16 protein-coding genes are annotated in these 17,677 nt (G+C 72.1%); 8 read left to right on the forward strand and 8 right to left on the reverse strand.

Features of this window, described 5'->3' with window-relative positions:
• Window positions 1-6: 6 nt before the first annotated feature.
• A complete protein-coding gene (locus P8A20_RS31680) occupies window positions 7-1,272 on the reverse strand; it encodes a glycoside hydrolase family 18 protein (RefSeq protein WP_306104719.1) in 1,266 nt (421 codons plus the stop codon).
• 352 nt (window positions 1,273-1,624) lie between these two features.
• Here P8A20_RS31680 and P8A20_RS31685 point away from each other — a divergent pair, with 352 nt between their 5' ends.
• Window positions 1,625-2,797 (forward strand): acyl-CoA dehydrogenase family protein, encoded by a 1,173-nt coding sequence (locus tag P8A20_RS31685; protein WP_147962432.1) that lies wholly within the window; start codon window positions 1,625-1,627, stop codon window positions 2,795-2,797.
• Between the two features lie 411 nt (window positions 2,798-3,208).
• Here P8A20_RS31685 and P8A20_RS31690 read toward each other — a convergent pair whose 3' ends face one another.
• Entirely contained in the window at window positions 3,209-3,637 is a 429-nt protein-coding gene (locus tag P8A20_RS31690) for a hypothetical protein (RefSeq protein WP_306104720.1), read from the reverse strand.
• Between the two features lie 203 nt (window positions 3,638-3,840).
• Between P8A20_RS31690 and P8A20_RS31695 the strand changes: the two genes are divergently transcribed.
• The 4 genes from P8A20_RS31695 to fxsA all read left to right on the forward strand — a co-directional run bounded on the left by P8A20_RS31695 (window position 3,841) and on the right by fxsA (window position 7,980).
• Complete coding sequence (locus P8A20_RS31695; protein ID WP_147962434.1) at window positions 3,841-4,281, forward strand: Lrp/AsnC family transcriptional regulator; 441 nt, start codon at window positions 3,841-3,843, stop codon at window positions 4,279-4,281.
• A gap of 68 nt (window positions 4,282-4,349) precedes the next feature.
• Window positions 4,350-5,990 carry an amidohydrolase gene (locus P8A20_RS31700; RefSeq protein ID WP_147962435.1) on the forward strand — a complete coding sequence of 547 codons (1,641 nt, stop codon included), beginning with the start codon at window positions 4,350-4,352 and terminating at the stop codon, window positions 5,988-5,990.
• A gap of 537 nt (window positions 5,991-6,527) precedes the next feature.
• A complete protein-coding gene (locus tag P8A20_RS31705) occupies window positions 6,528-7,295 on the forward strand; it encodes a polyprenol monophosphomannose synthase (protein WP_306104721.1) in 768 nt (255 codons plus the stop codon).
• A gap of 85 nt (window positions 7,296-7,380) precedes the next feature.
• A complete protein-coding gene (gene fxsA, locus P8A20_RS31710) occupies window positions 7,381-7,980 on the forward strand; it encodes an FxsA family membrane protein (RefSeq protein ID WP_306104722.1) in 600 nt (199 codons plus the stop codon).
• A 156-nt stretch (window positions 7,981-8,136) separates the two neighbouring features.
• Here fxsA and P8A20_RS31715 read toward each other — a convergent pair whose 3' ends face one another.
• The 4 genes from P8A20_RS31715 to yczE form a co-directional block, all read right to left on the reverse strand.
• The gene (locus P8A20_RS31715; protein ID WP_014044757.1) at window positions 8,137-8,511 is read right to left on the reverse strand and encodes an RNA polymerase-binding protein RbpA; all 375 of its coding nucleotides are present in this window, start codon (window positions 8,509-8,511) and stop codon (window positions 8,137-8,139) included.
• A 264-nt stretch (window positions 8,512-8,775) separates the two neighbouring features.
• Window positions 8,776-10,128, reverse strand: a complete 1,353-nt coding sequence (locus P8A20_RS31720; RefSeq protein WP_147962438.1) for an MFS transporter — start codon at window positions 10,126-10,128, stop codon at window positions 8,776-8,778.
• Between the two features lie 46 nt (window positions 10,129-10,174).
• Entirely contained in the window at window positions 10,175-10,948 is a 774-nt protein-coding gene (locus tag P8A20_RS31725) for a glycerophosphodiester phosphodiesterase family protein (RefSeq protein WP_147962439.1), read from the reverse strand.
• Window positions 10,945-11,613, reverse strand: coding sequence for a membrane protein YczE (gene yczE / locus P8A20_RS31730; RefSeq protein WP_147962440.1), 669 nt, complete (start codon window positions 11,611-11,613; stop codon window positions 10,945-10,947). The genes P8A20_RS31725 and yczE overlap by 4 nt, the downstream gene beginning before the upstream one ends.
• A 102-nt stretch (window positions 11,614-11,715) precedes the next feature.
• Between yczE and P8A20_RS31735 the strand changes: the two genes are divergently transcribed.
• A complete protein-coding gene (locus P8A20_RS31735) occupies window positions 11,716-13,215 on the forward strand; it encodes an SCO1417 family PLP biosynthesis transcription factor (protein ID WP_147962441.1) in 1,500 nt (499 codons plus the stop codon).
• 12 nt (window positions 13,216-13,227) lie between these two features.
• On the opposite strand, the gene P8A20_RS31740 is transcribed toward P8A20_RS31735, so the two are convergent.
• Window positions 13,228-14,838 carry an ATP-binding protein gene (locus tag P8A20_RS31740; protein WP_306104723.1) on the reverse strand — a complete coding sequence of 537 codons (1,611 nt, stop codon included), beginning with the start codon at window positions 14,836-14,838 and terminating at the stop codon, window positions 13,228-13,230.
• Window positions 14,839-14,875: 37 nt separating this feature from the next.
• Window positions 14,876-15,070 carry a hypothetical protein gene (locus tag P8A20_RS31745; RefSeq protein WP_147962443.1) on the reverse strand — a complete coding sequence of 65 codons (195 nt, stop codon included), beginning with the start codon at window positions 15,068-15,070 and terminating at the stop codon, window positions 14,876-14,878.
• Between the two features lie 324 nt (window positions 15,071-15,394).
• Here P8A20_RS31745 and P8A20_RS31750 point away from each other — a divergent pair, with 324 nt between their 5' ends.
• Together P8A20_RS31750 and P8A20_RS31755 are read left to right on the forward strand one after the other, a co-directional pair.
• A complete protein-coding gene (locus P8A20_RS31750) occupies window positions 15,395-15,787 on the forward strand; it encodes an ankyrin repeat domain-containing protein (RefSeq protein ID WP_147962444.1) in 393 nt (130 codons plus the stop codon).
• 242 nt (window positions 15,788-16,029) lie between these two features.
• Complete coding sequence (locus P8A20_RS31755; RefSeq protein ID WP_306104724.1) at window positions 16,030-17,448, forward strand: HEAT repeat domain-containing protein; 1,419 nt, start codon at window positions 16,030-16,032, stop codon at window positions 17,446-17,448.
• Window positions 17,449-17,677 lie beyond the last annotated feature (229 nt).

Consider the following 17,677-nt stretch of genomic DNA (forward strand, 5'->3'; position numbering starts at 1 on the left):
CCGGGGCTAGTTGATGGCCTTGATGAGCTCACCGCTCGCGGTGTCGCCGCTGAGCTCCCAGAAGAAGGTGCCGCCCAGGCCCTGCTGGTTCTTGTAGTCCATCTTCGTGGCGATGGTGGCCGGGGTGTCGTAGCTCCACCAGTTGGTGCCGCAGTGGGCGTAGGCGGTGCCCGCGACGGTGCCGGTGGCAGGGCAGCTGTCCTTCAGGACCTTGTAGTCCTCGATGCCCGCCTCATACGTCCCCGGAGCTGCCCCGGTCGCCGTGCCGCCCGGCTCGGACTGGGTGACGCCGGTCCAGCCGCGCCCGTAGAAGCCGATGCCCAGCAGCAGCTTCTCCGCGGGGATGCCCAGGCCCTTGAGCTTGGAGATCGCCGCGTCGCTGTTGAAGCCCTCGGTCGGGATGCCCGGGTAGGAGGTCAGCGGTGAGTGCGGAGCGGTCGGGCCCTGTGCCGCGAAGGCGCCGAAGAAGTCGTAGGTCATCGGGTTGTACCAGTCGAGGTACTGAGCCGCCCCCGCGTAGTCCACCGCGTCGATCTTGCCGCCGTCGGAGCCGTCCGCGGTGGTCGCCGAGGTGATCAGGCTGTCCGTGCCGAACTTCGACCGCAGCGCCGACAGGAGGTCCCCGTACGCGTCGCGACCGCTCGTGTCGCAGGTCAGGCCGCAGGCGTTCGGGTACTCCCAGTCGATGTCGATGCCGTCGAAGACATCGGCCCAGCGCGGGTCCTCGACCAGACCGTGGCAGGACTCGGCGAAGGCGGCCGGGTTCTTCGCGGCCTCGGCGAAGCCGCCGGACCAACTCCAGCCCCCGAAGGACCAGATGACCTTCAGATCGGGGTGCAGCTTCTTCAGCTTGCGCAACTGGTTGAAGTTGCCGCGCAGTTCCTGGTCCCAGGTGTCCGCGACACCGTCCACCGACTGGTCGGCCGTGTAGGCCTTCTCGTAGTCGGCGTAACTGTCCCCGATGGTGCACTTGCCGCCCTGGACGTTGCCGAAGGCGTAGTTGATGTGCGTCAGCTTGTCGGCCGAGCCCGAGGTCTCGATGTTCTTGACGTGGTAATCACGCTGGTAGACACCCCAGTTGGTGAAGTATCCGACCACCTTGTCGCCGGCCGCGGCCGGGGCGGCCTCGGCTGCCGCCGGAGCGGACGCGGTGGGGGCCGCGCCCGCGGAGGACGTACCCGCGACACCGAGGAGCGCGGCTCCCAGTGCGGCGGTGCAGAAGGTCGCGGCGAGGGCCCGGAGACGGGCGCGGGGACGGTGAAGTCCGGTCATTGTGGCTCCTCGTGGGGGAGGGCTTGGGTGTTGTGGGGGGTGCCTGCCCCGTCCGCCCGTGATTGGCATGGACGCGAAGAGGCATTGGTGGAGACCGTAGAAGGACTAGACCAGTTGGGTCAATGGTTCGGACCAATTTCCCTGATCACGTCCCCCGCCACCCGGTGACGGGTGCGCTCCGATCGGGCATACTCGACGCGCCACAGCCGCTGGCCAGCGCCTCCCGTGATCCGGGAAGGCAGGATCGGCTGAGGAGCCGTAGATTTCCGGGCATCGCCCGGGACCACCCGGCGGTGCCGCGCACACCCCGCGCGCGACCGCCGTCACGCCCGACAGGGAGGAGAGCGCCGTCATGTCCGACCGTGCCCCGCAGCCGGTGGAACGCCGTCTGCCCACCGAGGAGTCCCGGCAGCTCGTCGAGCTCGTACGCGACATCGTGTCGAAGGAGATCGCCCCGCGGGCGGCCGAGGAGGAGGAAGCGGGGCTGTTCCCGCGCCCGGTCTTCACCCTGCTCTCCGAAGCCGGCCTGCTCGGACTGCCGTACGACTCCGCGCACGGCGGCGGTGACCAGCCGTACGAGGTCTATCTCCAGGTCCTGGAAGAGCTGGCCGCCGCCCGGCTCACCGTCGGTCTCGGCGTCAGCGTCCACTCGCTCGCCTGTCACGCGCTCGCCGGATTCGGGACCGAGGAGCAACGAGCCGCCCACCTGCCGGAGATGCTCGCGGGCGGCCTGCTCGGCGCCTACTGCCTCTCCGAACCGTCCTCGGGCTCCGACGCCGCCTCCCTCCGCACGAAAGCCGTGCGGGACGGTGAGGACTGGGTGCTCACCGGGACCAAGGCGTGGATCACGCACGGCGGCATCGCCGACTTCTACACGGTGCTGGCCCGTACCGGGGTGGACGGCCCCCGGGGCATCACCGCCTTCCTCGTCCCCGGTGACGCCCAGGGCCTGGGCGCGGCCCTGCCCGAGAAGAAGATGGGCATGAAGGGCTCGCCCACAGCCCAACTGCACTTCGACGGCGTACGTATCCCGGGCGACCGCCGTATCGGTGAGGAGGGGCAGGGATTCGCCATCGCCCTGTCCGCACTCGACTCGGGGCGCCTGGGCATCGCCGCGTGCGCCGTCGGTGTCGCCCAGGCCGCCCTGGACGAGGCCGTCCGATACGCCACCGACCGGCGCCAGTTCGGCCGTCCCGTCGCGGACTTCCAGGGGCTGCGGTTCATGCTCGCCGACATGGCGACCCAGATCGAGGCCGGGAGGGCGCTCTACCTGGAGGCGGCACGGCTCCGCGACGCGGGCCTGGCGTTCTCGCGGCAGGCGGCGATGGCGAAGCTCTTCTGCACCGACGCGGCCATGAGGGTGACCACCGACGCGGTCCAGGTGCTCGGGGGCTACGGCTACACCCTCGACTTCCCGGTCGAGCGGCTGATGCGCGAGGCCAAGGTGCTCCAGATCGTCGAGGGCACCAACCAGATCCAGCGCATGGTCATCGCCCGTCACCTCGCGGGTCCCGAGACGCGCTGAACCGCAGGGGCCGGTCCGACCAGACCGGTGTCGTCATGATCCGGTTCCACTCCTGGTCATGGCGGCCCGGCAGGGTCCGGCCCATGCTCTCCCAATGGCGCAGCATGGCCCGGTAGATGGGCGGGTCGGTGCTGTGCGGCACGGACTGCCGCGCGGACTCCTGGGGCGACGGCCCGGACCGGGGAACCGATTCTCCAGGCGCCGGTGCGGCGAGACGGCGCCGGGCGGGTCCGGCCGTTGGATGCAGCGTGGTCATGCAGAGCCAACGCCTTTGCGGGGTCCGGGGTCACTGTCCGGCCGATTCGCGCGCCCGTTCCTCGGGTGCCGCGGCCAGCCGGCCGGTGGACTGTCGCACCACGTCGGCCCGGCCGTCGTGGTGCGCACAGGAACGCGCCCTCGGGCGCGGGGGCGTCAGGCGGCGTCCCGCCGCAGCTGCGGCACGTACCGCAGAGGGCGCGAACCGGGGCCGCCGGCGTGCGAGAACGGCTGCATCCGCCAGTCGAGCCCCTGAGGGAGCGTCAACAGCAGTGCGGTCTCCTGCTCCTGGGCCTCCAGTGACTCGTCCGCCGGGAGTGCCAGGGAGGCGTCGCGGTTCGTGCCGGGGCAGACGGTGAGGACGAACGGGTTCCACGGCGTGGCGCACAGCGCGTGCTCGGGAAGTACGTCCTCGTCCGCCAGCAGGGCGATCGGCTGGGAGCAGTCCGGGCAGATCACCCGGTACATCTCGAAGGTGTCGTACGCGTCGAGGACGGTGTCCTCGTCCGGCGCGGTGAACGCGGTGACCACCGCGTCCGTATCGGGCTGCGGTTCGGTACGTCCGGTGAGCTTCAGGCTCTGCATGGGTCTTTCCCCCCTCGGGTGGGCCGGCATGGCGCCACGGCCTCGGCCACAGCAAGCACTTCCCGTCGGAAGTCGGCCGTAATCGCGAGGCCGTCGGCTACCCACCCGTAAACATGTGGTATTGGTCACATGCCCCTCGAACGTGCCCTTCCGGGGCGCCTACGACTGTGCCTGGAGGGACCTGGGGCCATAGGTTGATCCGCATGGAGGAGCTGGACCGTCAGATTGTGGAGTTGCTCGTCAAGGACGGGCGGATGAGCTACACCGACCTGGGCAAGGCCACGGGCCTGTCCACCTCGGCCGTTCATCAGCGCGTCCGCCGGCTGGAGCAGCGGGGAGTGATCCGGGGCTACGCCGCTGTCGTCGACCCCGAGGCCGTCGGCCTGCCCCTCACCGCGTTCATCTCGGTGAAACCCTTCGACCCGAGCGCCCCCGACGACATCGCCGAGCGGCTCGCCGGTGTGCCGGAGCTCGAGGCGTGCCACAGCGTCGCGGGCGACGAGAACTACATCCTCAAGGTGCGGGTCGCCAGCCCTCTGGAGCTCGAGCACCTGCTCACCCGGATCCGGACGCTGGCCGGCGTCTCCACCCGTACGACCGTCGTCCTCTCCACGCCCTACGAGGCGCGGCCGCCGCGCGTCTGAGGGCTCCCGCCCGACGCCGGGGAGGGGGCGGGGGAGGAACCGGTCCCGGCAGGCGCGAGACTGGTCCCATGACCGAGAGCACCGCCCCCCAGAGCGAACACCGCACCGTGCTGCTGCGCGGTGGAGACGTCCACAGCCCCGCCGATCCGTTCGCCACCGCGATGGTCGTCGAACGCGGCCATGTCGCCTGGGTGGGGTCCGAGGGGGCGGCCGACGCCTTCGCGAGCGGCGTCGACGAGGTGATCGACCTGGAGGGGTCCCTGGTCACCCCCGCGTTCACCGACTCCCACGTCCACACCACGTCGACCGGACTCGCCCTGACCGGGCTGGACCTCTCCGGGGCGCGCACGCTTCCCGAAGCCCTCGGGCTGGTGCGCGCGTTCGCGAACGACCGGGCGGACGGCGGGGTGATCCTCGGTCACGGATGGGACGCGGCCCGCTGGCCCGAGCAGCGCCCTCCGTCGCGCCGGGAGCTCGACGAAGCGGCCGGAGGTCGAGCCCTCTACCTGCCCCGGGTGGACGTCCACTCGGCCGTCGTGACGACGGCGCTCCTGGACCTGGTCCCGGGCGTCACCGGCATGGCCGGCTACCACCCCGACGCCCCCCTGACCGGCGACGCCCACCACGCGGTGCGCGCGGCGGCCCACGGGGCCGTCACCCCGGCGCAGCGGGCCCGGGCCCAGCGCGCCGCCCTCGCACACGCCGCCTCGCTGGGGATCGGCACCGTGCACGAGTGCGCGGGCCCCGAGATCTCCGACGAGGAGGACTTCACCGCGCTCCTCGAGCTGGCCTCGGAGCAGCCGGGACCCCGGGTCTTCGGCTACTGGGCAGAGCGGATCGAGGACGCGAAGGGCGCCCGGCGGATCCGCGAGCTCGGTGCCGTCGGCGCCGCCGGTGACCTCTTCGTGGACGGGTCGCTGGGCTCGCACACCGCCCTCCTGCACGAGCCGTACACCGACGCCCCGCACACCGGCGACGGCCGTCTCGACGCCGCGGCGATCGCCGCACATGTGACGGCGTGCACCGAGGCGGGGCTCCAGGCCGGCTTCCACGCCATCGGTGACGCGGCGGTCTCCGCCGTGGTGGCGGGCGTCCGAGCCGCCGCCGGGGCCCTGGGTACGGCCCGGGTCCGAGCCGCCAGGCACCGGGTGGAGCACGCCGAGATGCTCACCCCTGAGACCATCGCCGCCTTCGCCGAGCTGGGGCTCACCGCCTCCGTCCAGCCGGCCTTCGACGCGGCCTGGGGCGGCCCCGACGGCATGTACGCCCGGCGCCTCGGCGCCGAGCGCGCCGCGACGCTCAATCCGTACGCCGCCCTGCTGCGCGCCGGTGTGCCCCTCGCCTTCGGCTCGGACAGCCCGGTCACCCCGCTGGACCCCTGGGGGACCGTGCGGGCCGCCGCCCACCACCGCACACCCGGCCACCGGGTCTCTGTGCGCGCCGGTTTCGCCGCGCACACACGGGGCGGCTGGCGAGCCGTGGGGCGGGACGACGGGGGCGTACTCGTCCCGGGGGCCCCGGCCGACTACGCCGTCTGGCGTACGGGTGACCTGCTGGTCCAGGCCCCCGACGACCGGGTGGCGCGCTGGTCGACCGATCCCCGCTCCGGTACCCCTGGCCTGCCCGATCTCACCCCGGGCGCGGACCTTCCTGTGTGCCTTCGCACGGTGGTGTTCGGACAAAATGTCTACGTACGGCCGAACGAGTGACGTCGCGATATTCCGTACCGCCGATCGATGGCGCGGGGACTCTGCGACGACCTGCGCGTCCTCGGCGCTGACCAGGCGTTTTCCGAAGAAATAGCAGGTCGGGCGACTGTTGACAGAAAGCGCCCACGGGCCGGTAGGTTCGGCCGGGTCCACCACTGGACGTCCGACCGGTCAAACCTCCACGCAGTCGTCGAACGCCGCTGGGTCATGTGGGGTGGTGCGCCGCACCGGTGCACCACCACTGACAGCCAGGTTCAGCGCCCGCGCCTCGGGGGCGAGGGAAGGTTTCGTCCGGACGGCAGGTGCGACCCGGGTGGGGCCCGGAGGTTCAGTAGACAACGGCTCTAGGTCGACCCGCAGCCAGCGGATCCCAGGTCGGCCCGAAGGACACCGGGCCCCCATCCGCAGTGGCCCCCTTCTGTCCGCAGTTCCGTGCTTCTGTCCGCGTGGGCGGACGCCACCCCGTGACCATGTCGGAGTCCTGCCGCCCCGTGCTGGATATGGTGTGCACCTGCGTACGGACTTTAAGGGGCAGTAGTGAACGACGGCGGTCAGAGGCAGTTCGGCCCGCTCGGCAGAGTCTTGGTGATCATTCCGACCTACAACGAGGCCGAGAACGTCAAGCTGATCGTCGCCCGGGTGCGCGCCGCCGTTCCGGAAGCGGACATCCTCGTCGCCGACGACAACAGCCCCGACGGCACCGGCAAGGTCGCCGACGAGCTGGCGGTCGGCGACAGCCATGTGCAGGTCCTGCACCGCAAGGGCAAGGAAGGGCTCGGCGCCGCCTACCTGGCCGGTTTCCGCTGGGGCTCCGAGCACGGCTACGGCGTCCTGGTCGAGATGGACGCGGACGGCTCGCACCAGCCGGAGGAACTGCCCCGTCTCCTCACCGCCCTGAAGGGCGCCGACCTGGTCCTCGGCTCGCGCTGGGTGCCCGGCGGCCGGGTGGTCAACTGGCCCCGGCACCGCGAGATGATCTCGCGCGGCGGCAGCCTCTACTCCCGGATGCTGCTGGGCCTCTCGGTCCGGGACGTCACCGGCGGCTACCGGGCCTTCCGCACCGAGACCCTGGACGGACTCGGCCTCGACGAGGTCGCCTCGCAGGGGTACTGCTTCCAGGTCGACCTCGCCCGGCGGGCCGTCGAGGCGGGCTATCACGTGGTCGAGGTGCCGATCACCTTCATGGAGCGCGAGATCGGCGACTCCAAGATGAGCCGCGACATCCTCGTGGAGGCCCTGTGGCGGGTCACCGGCTGGGGAATCACCGGCCGGGCCAACAAGGTGCTGGGCCGCAGGACCCCCTGACCGTCGCAGCCCGACCGCCCGGCCGCCGCAGCCTCATGATCACCCCCTTACGCCGCCTGCACGCCCGTACAGGCACACTGGGGGCATGACGACCGGCACACCGCCTCCGACCCGTCCACGGCGCTCACGCGCCCGTACCCTCCTGCCGCTGGGCGTCGCCGCCTGGCTGGTCCTGGAGATCTGGCTGCTGACCGTGGTGGCCGGTGCGACGAACGGCTTCACCGTGCTGCTGATCCTGGTCGCAGGCGCCGTGCTCGGCGCCGCGGTGATCAAGCGCGCGGGCCGGCGCGCCTTCCGCAACCTCACCGAGACCCTGCAGCAGATGCCCGGGCAGCCCGGCGCTCCCGCGGCCCCGGCCGAGGCCCCGTCCGGCACCAAGGGCAACGGCTTCCTGATGCTGGGCGGCCTGCTCCTTATGATCCCCGGCGTGATCTCCGACGCGGCGGGGCTCCTGCTCCTGCTGCCCCCGGTCCGCACCGTGCTCGGACGCCTCGCGGAGCGCTCCCTGGAGCGCCGGATGAGGGCGGCGACGCCCGGCGGGTTCTCGGACGCCTTCCAGCAGGCACGCATCCACCGGCCGGACGGCAAGGTCGTCCAGGGCGAGGTCATCCGCGAGGACGGCCGGCCCGGGCACCCCCGCCCGGACGACGGCACGGGCACGGACCGCCCGCCGCTGATCCCCTGAGTCCCCGGCCCCGCCGCCGTCACCCCGTCACGGGGGAGCGGCGGCGGTGTCCCGGCAGCGGGCATCCCGGGAGGACCGGACGCACCAAGAGCCGCGGGCCGCGACACATGTTCTGTGTCGCGGCCCGCGGCTCTTGATCTTTGCGGTGTCAGGCGGTCAGGCAGACTTCCTGCTGTCCCGCGGGTGCACGGCGATGTTCATGGCACCGGAGCGCAGAACCGCCAGCCTCTCGGCCAGCACCTCTTCCAGCTCCTCGCGGGTGCGCCGCTCCATGAGCATGTCCCAATGCGTACGCGCAGGCTTGCCCTTCTTCTCTTCGGGGCCATCCCCGTCCACCAGGAGTGCCGTGGCGCCGCACGCCTTGCACTCCCACTCCGGCGGAATTTCCGCCTCTACCGAGAACGGCATCTCAAATCGATGTCCGTTCGGGCATGCGTACTCCACCGCCTGGCGCGGGGCCAGATCGATGCCGCGGTCCGTCTCGTAGCTGGTAACCACGAGTCGCGTGCCGCGGAGAGCTCGCTCACTCATGAATCGTGCCTCCCGGGCTTGTCGCCCACAGGACAGGTGTCGCTGTCGTCGTCATCCGGTCAACGTCCGGTCGGCGGCAAAGATTCCCGTTGCCGGTCATGCGTCGCCCGTCGTGCCGCTGCTTGGTCTGGGTTGCTTACCCATCGGTGCCCGGTTTGTCACTTCTGGTCGACGTTGTCACCCAACGGTTCGACGTCTTCCACTCGCAGTAACGGTCCTCCGGGCAGGCCAAAGGCGTATACTACCGGCCTTTCACTTCGGCGTCTAAATCCGTTCCGGAACGGGATTGCCCGCGGCGGCCACCGCGGCCCGCACAGGCACCCTCGCCAGGAGGACCGAGCCGACCGCGAAGAAGAGCACCAGGGACAGGATCGCATCCCGGTAACTGTCGGTGAGCTGGTAGCCCAGACCGAAGACCAGGGGCCCCAGCCAGCTGAGTCCCCGGTCGCTCATCTCGTAGGCGGAGAAGTACTCCGCCTCCTTTCCGCGGGGGATCAGATGCGAGAACAGCGACCGTGAGAGAGCCTGGCTGCCGCCCATCACGAGCCCGATCGCGGCTGCCAGGACGTAGAAGAACACCGGCGTGTCGGAGGGGAGTACGTACGCCGCGGCGAGGATCAGGGTCCAGGCCGCCAGTGACACCAGAATCGTGCGTTTCGCCCCGTACAGCCGGGCGAGTCGGCCCATCCCCAGGGCCCCGGCCACCGCGAGCACCTGCACGAGCAGCACCGCCGTGATCAGGGTCGTCTGATCGAGGCCGAGTTCCTCGGAGCCGTACAGGGATGCCTGCGAGATCACCGTCTGGATGCCGTCGTTGTAGACCAGGTAGGCGAGCAGGAAGGACAGGGTGAGCGGATGGCGCCGCATGTCGCGCAGGGTCGCCCGCAACTGCCGCCATCCGGAGCCGACCGCTCCGTCACCTCCGGGCTCGACCCGCCGGTCGCGCAGCCGCCGCAGTGGCACGAGGGCGAAGGCGCCCCACCACACACCGGCCGAGGCGATGCAGATCCGGACCGCGTCGGACTCCGACAGCCCGAAGGAGTCGTGGCCGGTGTAGAGGACCAGGTTCAGGACGAGGACGAACGCGCCCGAGGTGTACCCGAACGCCCACCCGCGCGAGGAGACCGCGTCGCGCTCCTCCGGGGTGGCGATCTGGGGCAGATACGCGTTGTACAGGGCCATCGACACGGAGATCGACGCGTTCGCCACGATCAGCAGGAAGGCGCCCAGGAGATAGCGCTGGCCGTCCAGGAAGAACATGCAGGCCGTCGCCGTCGCGCCCGTGTAGGCGGCCGCCGCGAGCAAGGGCTTCTTGCGTCCCGTGCGGTCCGCCGCCGCACCCACGACCGGCATCACGACCACCGCCACGACGATGGACGCCGACACGGCGTACGCGAAGAGCGAGCCGGCCCGGACGGGTATGCCCAGCGGGTGAACGAACCCCTCCGCGTCCGCGGCCGCCTTGGCTATCGACGTCAGGTACGGGCCGAGGAAGACCGTCAGCACGCTGGTGGAGTACACCGAGCACGCGAAGTCGTAGAAGTACCAGCCGCGTTGCTCACGTCTGCGCCCGGCGGTCCCGGCCGGATCCGCTGTCCCTGTGGTTCCGGTGCTCACGCCGCGACCCCTCGTTCGTCCCGTACGGACGCGGCCGGTCCCGGCGTCAGGCCCAGGCCCCCCGCTCGCTCAGCACCGTGCGCAGCGTCTCGATGTGATCGGTCATGATGCCATCCACCCCGAGGTCCAGGAGCGCCGCCATCCGTTCCGGTTCGTTGACCGTCCAGACATGGACCTGCAGGCCGCGAGCGTGCGCCGCGCGGACGAACCTCCGGTCGACGACACGGATGCCGTTCTGGCTCTCAGGGACCTGCGCGCAGACGGCACCCGCCCTGAGCGCCGCCGGGATGCCGTACGAGCGCAGTCGCAGGCCCAGCACGCCGCGCACCCCGTAGGAGGTGGCCAGCCCCGGACCCGCGAGGCGGGCGGCCCGCGCCACCCGCGTCTCCGAGAACGACCCCACGCAGACCCGGTCCCAGGCGTCGGTCCTGCGGATCAGGTCGACGAGCGGCACCAGGGCGGGCTCCGCCTTGATGTCCACGTTCCAGCGGGCGTGCGGGAACTCCTCCAGCAGTTCCTCGAACAGCGGCAGAGGCTCGCTGCCCGCCACCCTCGCCCGGCGCACCGCGCTCCAGGGCAGCCGGGCTATCCGGCCCCGCGCGTCCGTCACCCGGTCCAGCGTCGGGTCGTGGAAGGCGACCAGGCGCCCGTCCGCCGTGGCGTGCACATCGGTCTCGAAGTAGCGGTAGCCGGCGTCGGACGCCCGGCGGAACGCGGCTGCGGTGTTCTCCAAGCCGTCCGCCGCCCCGCCGCGGTGGGCGAAGGGAATCGTCGAAGGGTGGTCCAGGTAGGGGTGGCGCCCCGAAGTCGCTGCGGTCACCGCGGAAGTATCGCCTCCCGCGATGACCCGCCGGTATCGGTCACGGTGCGGGCGTCCGGCGTGGAGAGGTCGAAGACGCGCAGGAAGAACTGGGCGAGCGGCCCGATGGCCAGGGCGTACAGGACGGTACCGACGCCCAGGGACCCGCCGAGGAGGAAGCCGGTCACGACCACCGCCACCTCGATCCCCGTGCGCACCAGCCGGACGGAACGGCCCGTGAGCCGGTTCAGGCCCGTCATCAGGCCGTCGCGGGGGCCCGGACCGAAACGCGCGGAGATGTACAGGCCGGTGGCCACGCCGTTGAGCGCGATGCCCGCCACCATCACCGGGATCCGCGCCCCGAGGCCGTGCACGTCCGGCACGAGGGCGAGGGTGGCGTCCATCGCGATTCCGACGGCGAAGACGTTGGAGACGGTGCCGAGCCCCGGGCGCTGTCCGATCGGGATCCACAGGAGCAGGACGACCGCCCCGATGACGATCGAGACGACCCCGATGGAGATGCCGGTCCGCTCGGAGAGGCCCTGGTGCAGCACTCCCCACGGTTCGAGTCCCAGCCCGGCGCGCACCAGGAGCGCCGAACTGGCTCCGTACAGGGCCAGACCCACGTACAGATGGGTCAGCCGCCGGGTGAGCCTGGTACCGCTCCGGGCGGTGGGATCGGACAAGGTGGTGCCCCCTGTGTGGTGGTGGTGGACTGCTGCATGTCACTCTGTGGCAGGGGATTGGCTGCCAACTACGGCCAATCCGAGGAAGGTGGACTGATTCGCATGGTGCAGTGGACCTCGACCGTCGGTGCGGCACAGCTCGCCCGCCAGCTCCAGGGGCAGCAGGCCCGTCCCCTGGCGCCGGGCACCCGCAAACCGCCCGCCTACCGCGCCCTGGCCGACGGCGTCCGCCTGCTCGTCCTGGAGGGCCGGGTCCCGGTCGCCGCCAGGCTCCCGGCCGAGCGGGAGCTCGCCCTCGCCCTGTCCCTGAGCCGCACCACCGTAGCCGCCGCCTACGAGGCACTGCGCGCGGAGGGATTCCTGGAGTCACGCCGTGGTGCCGGCAGCTGGACCGCCGTGCCGGCGGGGAACCCGCTGCCGGCCCGGGGCCTCGAACCGCTGCCCCCGGAATCGCTCGGCTCGATGATCGACCTCGGCTGCGCGGCCCTGCCCGCCCCGGAACCGTGGCTGACCCGGGCCGTCCAGGGGGCGCTGGAGGAGCTGCCGCCGTACGCGCACACCCACGGCGACTACCCGGCGGGCCTGCCCGCCCTCCGGCAGATGATCGCGGACCGCTACACCGGGTGCGGCATCCCGACGATGCCGGAACAGATCATGGTCACCACCGGGGCGATGGGGGCCATCGACGCCATCTGCCACCTCTTCGCCGGGCGCGGCGAGCGCATCGCCGTGGAGTCCCCGAGCTACGCCAACATCCTCCAACTCATGCGGGAGACGGGCGCCAGGCTGGTGCCCGTGGCGATGGAGGAGGGGCTCGGCGGCTGGGACATGAACCGGTGGCGGCAGGTGCTGCGGGACGCGGCACCGAGGCTGGCCTACGTCGTCGCGGACTTCCACAACCCCACGGGCGCCCTGGCCGACGAACAGCAGCGCCGTGCCCTGGTCGAGGCCGCGCGGTCGGCCGGCACGGTCCTGGTGGTCGACGAGACCATGGGTGAACTGGACCTGGACGCCGACGGCGACATGCCGCGCAAGGTCTGCGCCTTCGACCCCGCGGGCAGCACCGTCCTGACCGTCGGGTCCGCCAGCAAGGCGTTCTGGGCCGGCATGCGGATCGGCTGGGTCCGTGCCGCGCCGGACGTGATCCGCAGCCTGGTCGCGGCACGCGCGTACGCCGACATGGGAACCCCGGTGCTGGAGCAGCTCGCCATCAACTGGCTGATGCGGACCGGCGGCTGGGAGCAGGCCGTGGCCGTCCGTCGTGAGCAGGCGCGGGAGAACAGGGATGCCCTGGTGCGGGCGGTGCGCAGGGAGCTTCCCGAGTGGGAGTTCGAGGTGCCGCGCGGTGGCCTCACGCTCTGGGTGCGCACCGGCGGACTCTCCGGCTCCCGGCTGGCCGTGGCCGGCGAACGGGTCGGCGTCCGCGTCCCGTCGGGACCCCGGTTCGGGGTCGACGGGGCCTTCGAGGGCTATGTACGGCTGCCGTTCACGGTGGGCGGCGCGGTGGCGGACGAGGCGGCTCAGCGGCTCGCCACGGCCGCCGGCCTGGTCGCCTCCGGCGCGGGGGTGGGGGCCGAGGCGCCCCGGACCTTCGTGGCCTGAGGCTCCCGCTCCTCAGCCCTCCACGGCGGCCGGTGCCCCGATCAGCTGGTCCTTGTGGGCCGGGAGCGTCTCGGGCTCCGGCTCCGGAAGGGCCTCCTGCACGGCCTCGACCGCAGGCGCCGCGCCGGGCAGCAGGCCGAGCACCGCCTCGCGGTGCGCCTCGCTGGTGGCGTCGTCGTACGGATCCGGAGTGGCCGGGACCTGGAGCCGCAGGACGGATCCGCCGCCCAGCCGGGTGTATCCGCGGCCCGGCGGGACGTCGGGTACGGGTGTGGTGTGCGGCTGCGTGCCGAGGACGGCCTCGACCTGCTCGCGGTCCGCCGGGCCGAGGACGACGCGTGCCCTGGTGTGGGTCCGTACGGTCTCGTCGAGGGCGTCCAGGCTGTCGAACTGTTCCGCGACGACGACCGTGACCCCGGCGGCACGGCCGTGCCGCAGCGGCACCTGGAGCAGCTCCTGCGGATCCTGTCGGCCGTCGGCGGCGGCGAGGTGCCCGAGAGCGCTCGGGCGGTCGAGCAGGATCCAGAGGGGGCGTCCGATGTCCTCGGGTTCCGGGTACCCGGACTGGCGGGCCCGGTTGGCGGCGATGAGGCGCCGCTCGGTCTCGTGAGCCGCCCATTCGAGTGTCGCGAGGGCCCCCGCCAGACCGCGTTCCACGGCCAGTACTCCGTCCCGGCCGGCCAGGAAGCCGTACTCGCCGTTGCCGCCGCCCTCCACCACGAGGACGTCGCCCTGCTGGAGCGCCTGCAGGGCGAGGGAACGCAGCAGGGTAGTGGTGCCGCTGCCGGGGTGCCCCGCGATCAGCAGATGGGGCTCCGTCGAACGGGCCCCGGTCCGCCAGATCACCGGGGAGGCGTCCCGGGTCACGTCGCCGTCCTGGACCGGCACGGTCCGCCGGACCGCGTCGGCGTCGGTGAAGCCCAGCACGGTCTCGCCGGGCGCGGTGACGAACCGCTGGGCGGCGATGGTGGTGGGCAGGGCGGCCAGCACGGTCATGAGGAGGTGGTTGCTCTCCTCGTCCCAGGCGAAGTGGTATTCACGGCCCCGGCCCGACTTGGCGTGGAGCACCTGCTCGACCCGGGAGCGGGCCGCGGGATCGCCGTCGGTGAAGTACGCCGGGTAGTTGACCTGGAGCCGGGTCGGTCGGCCGTCGGCGTCGAAGGCGTACGAGGTGCCGAAGGTCTTCTCCCAGTCGCCGCCGTGTGAGAACAACGGCGCTGGGTCGTCGGACACGGAGAAGTGCGGGACCAGGGCCTCGTACAGAGCCTGGAGCCGTGCGGTCTCCGCCTCGTCGGGGCCGGTCTTCGCGGGGGTGCGGTCGCGCCCCCGCCACGCGGCGGCGCCCATCACCGAGATGAGGGCCAGCAGCGGCCCGAAGGGGATGAGCGCCACCGCCAGTACGCAGGCCGCGACGAGGAACAGCACGTGTCCGCGCCGGTCCCTGGGTGTCGCGGCCCACTTCTGCCGCCCCGCTCCCGCCAGCAGCCGCATGCCACGGGTGACCGTGATCAGCGGATGGAGGACGTCGGTGGCGTTGTCGGCGGCCGTGCGCGCGATCTCGCGACTGCGGGTGATCGAAGCGCTGCCGCGCTGAAGGATGCGGGGGAGCGGTCGCCGGGCCACGTCGGTCTCCTGAAGAGGTGGGAGCGGTTTCGGTGCGTCAGAACTTGATCCCGCCCAGCATGCTGGCGAGGCTCGCCCCGCCGGCTGTGATGCTCGGGGCGATCGCCGTGCCGGCCAGGTAGAAGCCGAACAGGGCGCAGACGAGGGCGTGGGACGCCTTGAGCCCGTCCTTCTTGAAGAACAGGAAGGCGATGATGCCGAGCAGCACCACGCCCGAGATGGAGAGGATCATGAGCGGTTCTCCTGGTCGAGGGGACAGTCACCATGAGTACTTCCAGGATCACAAGATGTATCTATACGATAAAAGGTGCAACTGGGTGATCAAGGTACGATTTCACTCGACCGGTGGGTGGACGCCCGCCACCCCGCTGCCCGCGTGAGCCGCCGCGGCCCTGTCCCCGTCGGAAATGTGGCCCCGGCGCCGTGATCTTCCGCCGCTCCGGGGAAGGCTGACGACTGCCCCGAGCAGTACCCTGTCGATTCACCCGTACGGCCCTCGCCGTACCCCCACCAGGCCGGCCACGGCCGCGAAGGCCCTGAAAGGCGGACCGTCCCCATGAGCGAAACCCCCGATCCCGAGGTGGTCGAGCTGGCGACGAAGGTCTTCGACCTGGCCCGCCGGGGCGAGAGCGACGCGCTCGCCGCCTACGTCGACGCGGGAGTGCCCGCGAACCTCACCAACGACCGGGGCGACACCCTGCTCATGCTCGCCGCCTACCACGGCCACGCGCCCGCCGTCGTGGCGCTCGCGGACCGTGGCGCCGACCCGGACCGGGCCAACGACCGGGGGCAGACCCCGTTGGCCGGAGCCGTCTTCAAGGGCGAGCGCGAAGTGATCGACGCGCTGCTCGCCGCGGGGGCCGACCCGGCCGCCGGAACACCCTCCGCCGTGGACACCGCGCGCATGTTCGGCAAGGACGACCTGCTGGAACTCTTCGGTGCGCGCTGAGCGGCGGCCCGGACCGCCCGCCGACCGGTGCGTCGTAAATGTGGTCGCGTCGGCGAAATGGCTGGGTCATCATGACGTCGCGGGTCCGAATCGGGCCACCGACGAGAGGCAGAGGAAGATGAACACCAGGCAGAAGACGGCGGTCGGCCGATCATGTTGCTGCGCGGCCTAGGGGATGTCACCCCGGCACATGGAACAGCACAGTCCCGGTTGCGTCGACAGCTTGATGTGAGGCTTTCCCCATGTTCGATCCGTTCATAGCGCCGAGCGGCACACTGCTCGGCCTGCTGCAGAGGGGCCGCGGCGACGGCACGCTCCACGCGCTCGCCGCCCCCCGCTCCGAGGCCCTCGCGGCTCTCAACCACTGCGTCCTGAGCGATCCGCGTCATGACTGGCAGGTCGAGAACCGCTCCCTCTACTACGCCCGCCTCTACCTCGATCTGGACGGTGGCACCGAGGAGATCGAGCGGCACCTGTGGGACCCCGAGGACCACCTCGACACCGACGACTCCCGCACGGGACTCGCACTCGCCGTGCTCGGGCACCTCGCCTCCTACGGGCGCGACGACGCCCTCGTGCTCCTGCGCCGGTACGCGGCGACCGGGGCCAACTGGGCCTGGGCGCTCGACGAGCTGGCCCTGCGCGACGACGACACCGGGCTGCGCTCCCTCGCCGAGGCGGTGCTCGCACGCTTCCCCGCCACCCCGGAGGGCACCGCCGAGCTGGCCGCCACCGTGCGGGACGCCTTCGAGCCCCGACCCTGGCGGCTCTGGGCCGACGACCCGCGCGAAACGGTCGGCGCCCGCGTCAGGTCGGCGACGGAGCAGGGCTCCTTCGACCGCTGGCAGCGGCAGATGAGGCCGGGCGGACCACGCCCCGGCTGGAGCGTCCAGGCCGTCTTCGACTGGGCCCAGGAAGGGCTGGAGCGCGGCAGCGCGCTCCACGTCCCCGCTGCCCGCTGCCTCTCGGCGGTCGCCGGGACCGAGGACCGCCCCCTGATCGTCGAGGCCGCCCGCAGCGGCCCGGAGGGTGTGCGCTGCGCCGCCCTGCACTACCTCGCCGAGGCCAGGGACCCCGCCGTTCTCGACCTCGTCGAACAGGCCGTCGCCGGCCCCTCCCGCACCGTCGCGGAGGCTGCCGTGGCCGCCTTCGAGCGCATGTGCGGGGAAGAGGCGGTCGGCCGTGCGCGGCGCTGGGCCCACCGGCCCGACGCCCTCGGGGCCTCGGCGGCCGGAGTCCTGGCCTGCCGCGGCGCCTCGCAGGACGCCCCGCTCGTCCTCGCCGCACTGCGCGAGGCGGTCCGCGGCGAGGGCCCCGACACCCCGCAGCTGTGGACCCTGGTCGACGGCACGGGCCGGCTGGGCATCGCCTGCGCCGCACCCGTCCTGCGCCATGTGTACCGGGAGACGTCCTCCTCGCACCTGCGCGGCCGCGCGGCACGGGCGCTGGCCGCCACCGACCCCTCCTTCGCCAGCGGATTCGCCGTCGAATGCCTCTGGGACTGCGAGGAGACCACCCGGGAGCTCGCCGCAAACCACGCGGAGACCGGGGACATCCGGGTGGCCGAACGGCTGAGGCGGCTCGCCGCCGACCCGGCCGAGGAGGCCGAGGTCCAGACCGCCGTACGCAGCAGGATCGGACCGGACGCACCCGCCGTCTGAGCCGGCACTCCGCAGACCGACGGAGTCCGGACGCCGCGCGCCGGGGGCGCGCGGCAGACGCTCATGGGACTTCCCCGTGCGGACAGATCCGAGTTCGCAGGAACGCGCCCGACCTGGTGACAACACCCGTAGGTGTGCCGTCATCGTCACCGCACCCTTTCCCGCCCGACGCCAACGGCGTGGCCCGCGTGCCCTCGCCGCCCCTGCCCGGCCACCCGCAGGTCCGCGC

It is taken from the genome of Streptomyces sp. Alt3 (genome assembly GCF_030719215.1).
Taxonomy (GTDB): domain Bacteria; phylum Actinomycetota; class Actinomycetes; order Streptomycetales; family Streptomycetaceae; genus Streptomyces; species Streptomyces glycanivorans.

Excerpts from the sequence above, each read along its gene's own strand:
- P8A20_RS31680 (WP_306104719.1), bottom strand. The coding sequence starts at position 1,272 with ATGACCGGACTTCACCGTCCCCGCGCCCGTCTCCGGGCCCTCGCCGCG.
- P8A20_RS31685 (WP_147962432.1), top strand. The coding sequence starts at position 1,625 with ATGTCCGACCGTGCCCCGCAGCCGGTGGAACGCCGTCTGCCCACCGAG.
- P8A20_RS31690 (WP_306104720.1), bottom strand. The coding sequence starts at position 3,637 with ATGCAGAGCCTGAAGCTCACCGGACGTACCGAACCGCAGCCCGATACG.
- P8A20_RS31695 (WP_147962434.1), top strand. The coding sequence starts at position 3,841 with ATGGAGGAGCTGGACCGTCAGATTGTGGAGTTGCTCGTCAAGGACGGG.
- P8A20_RS31700 (WP_147962435.1), top strand. The coding sequence starts at position 4,350 with ATGACCGAGAGCACCGCCCCCCAGAGCGAACACCGCACCGTGCTGCTG.
- fxsA (WP_306104722.1), top strand. The coding sequence starts at position 7,381 with ATGACGACCGGCACACCGCCTCCGACCCGTCCACGGCGCTCACGCGCC.
- P8A20_RS31715 (WP_014044757.1), bottom strand. The coding sequence starts at position 8,511 with ATGAGTGAGCGAGCTCTCCGCGGCACGCGACTCGTGGTTACCAGCTAC.
- P8A20_RS31735 (WP_147962441.1), top strand. The coding sequence starts at position 11,716 with ATGGTGCAGTGGACCTCGACCGTCGGTGCGGCACAGCTCGCCCGCCAG.
- P8A20_RS31745 (WP_147962443.1), bottom strand. The coding sequence starts at position 15,070 with ATGATCCTCTCCATCTCGGGCGTGGTGCTGCTCGGCATCATCGCCTTC.
- P8A20_RS31750 (WP_147962444.1), top strand. The coding sequence starts at position 15,395 with ATGAGCGAAACCCCCGATCCCGAGGTGGTCGAGCTGGCGACGAAGGTC.
- P8A20_RS31755 (WP_306104724.1), top strand. The coding sequence starts at position 16,030 with ATGTTCGATCCGTTCATAGCGCCGAGCGGCACACTGCTCGGCCTGCTG.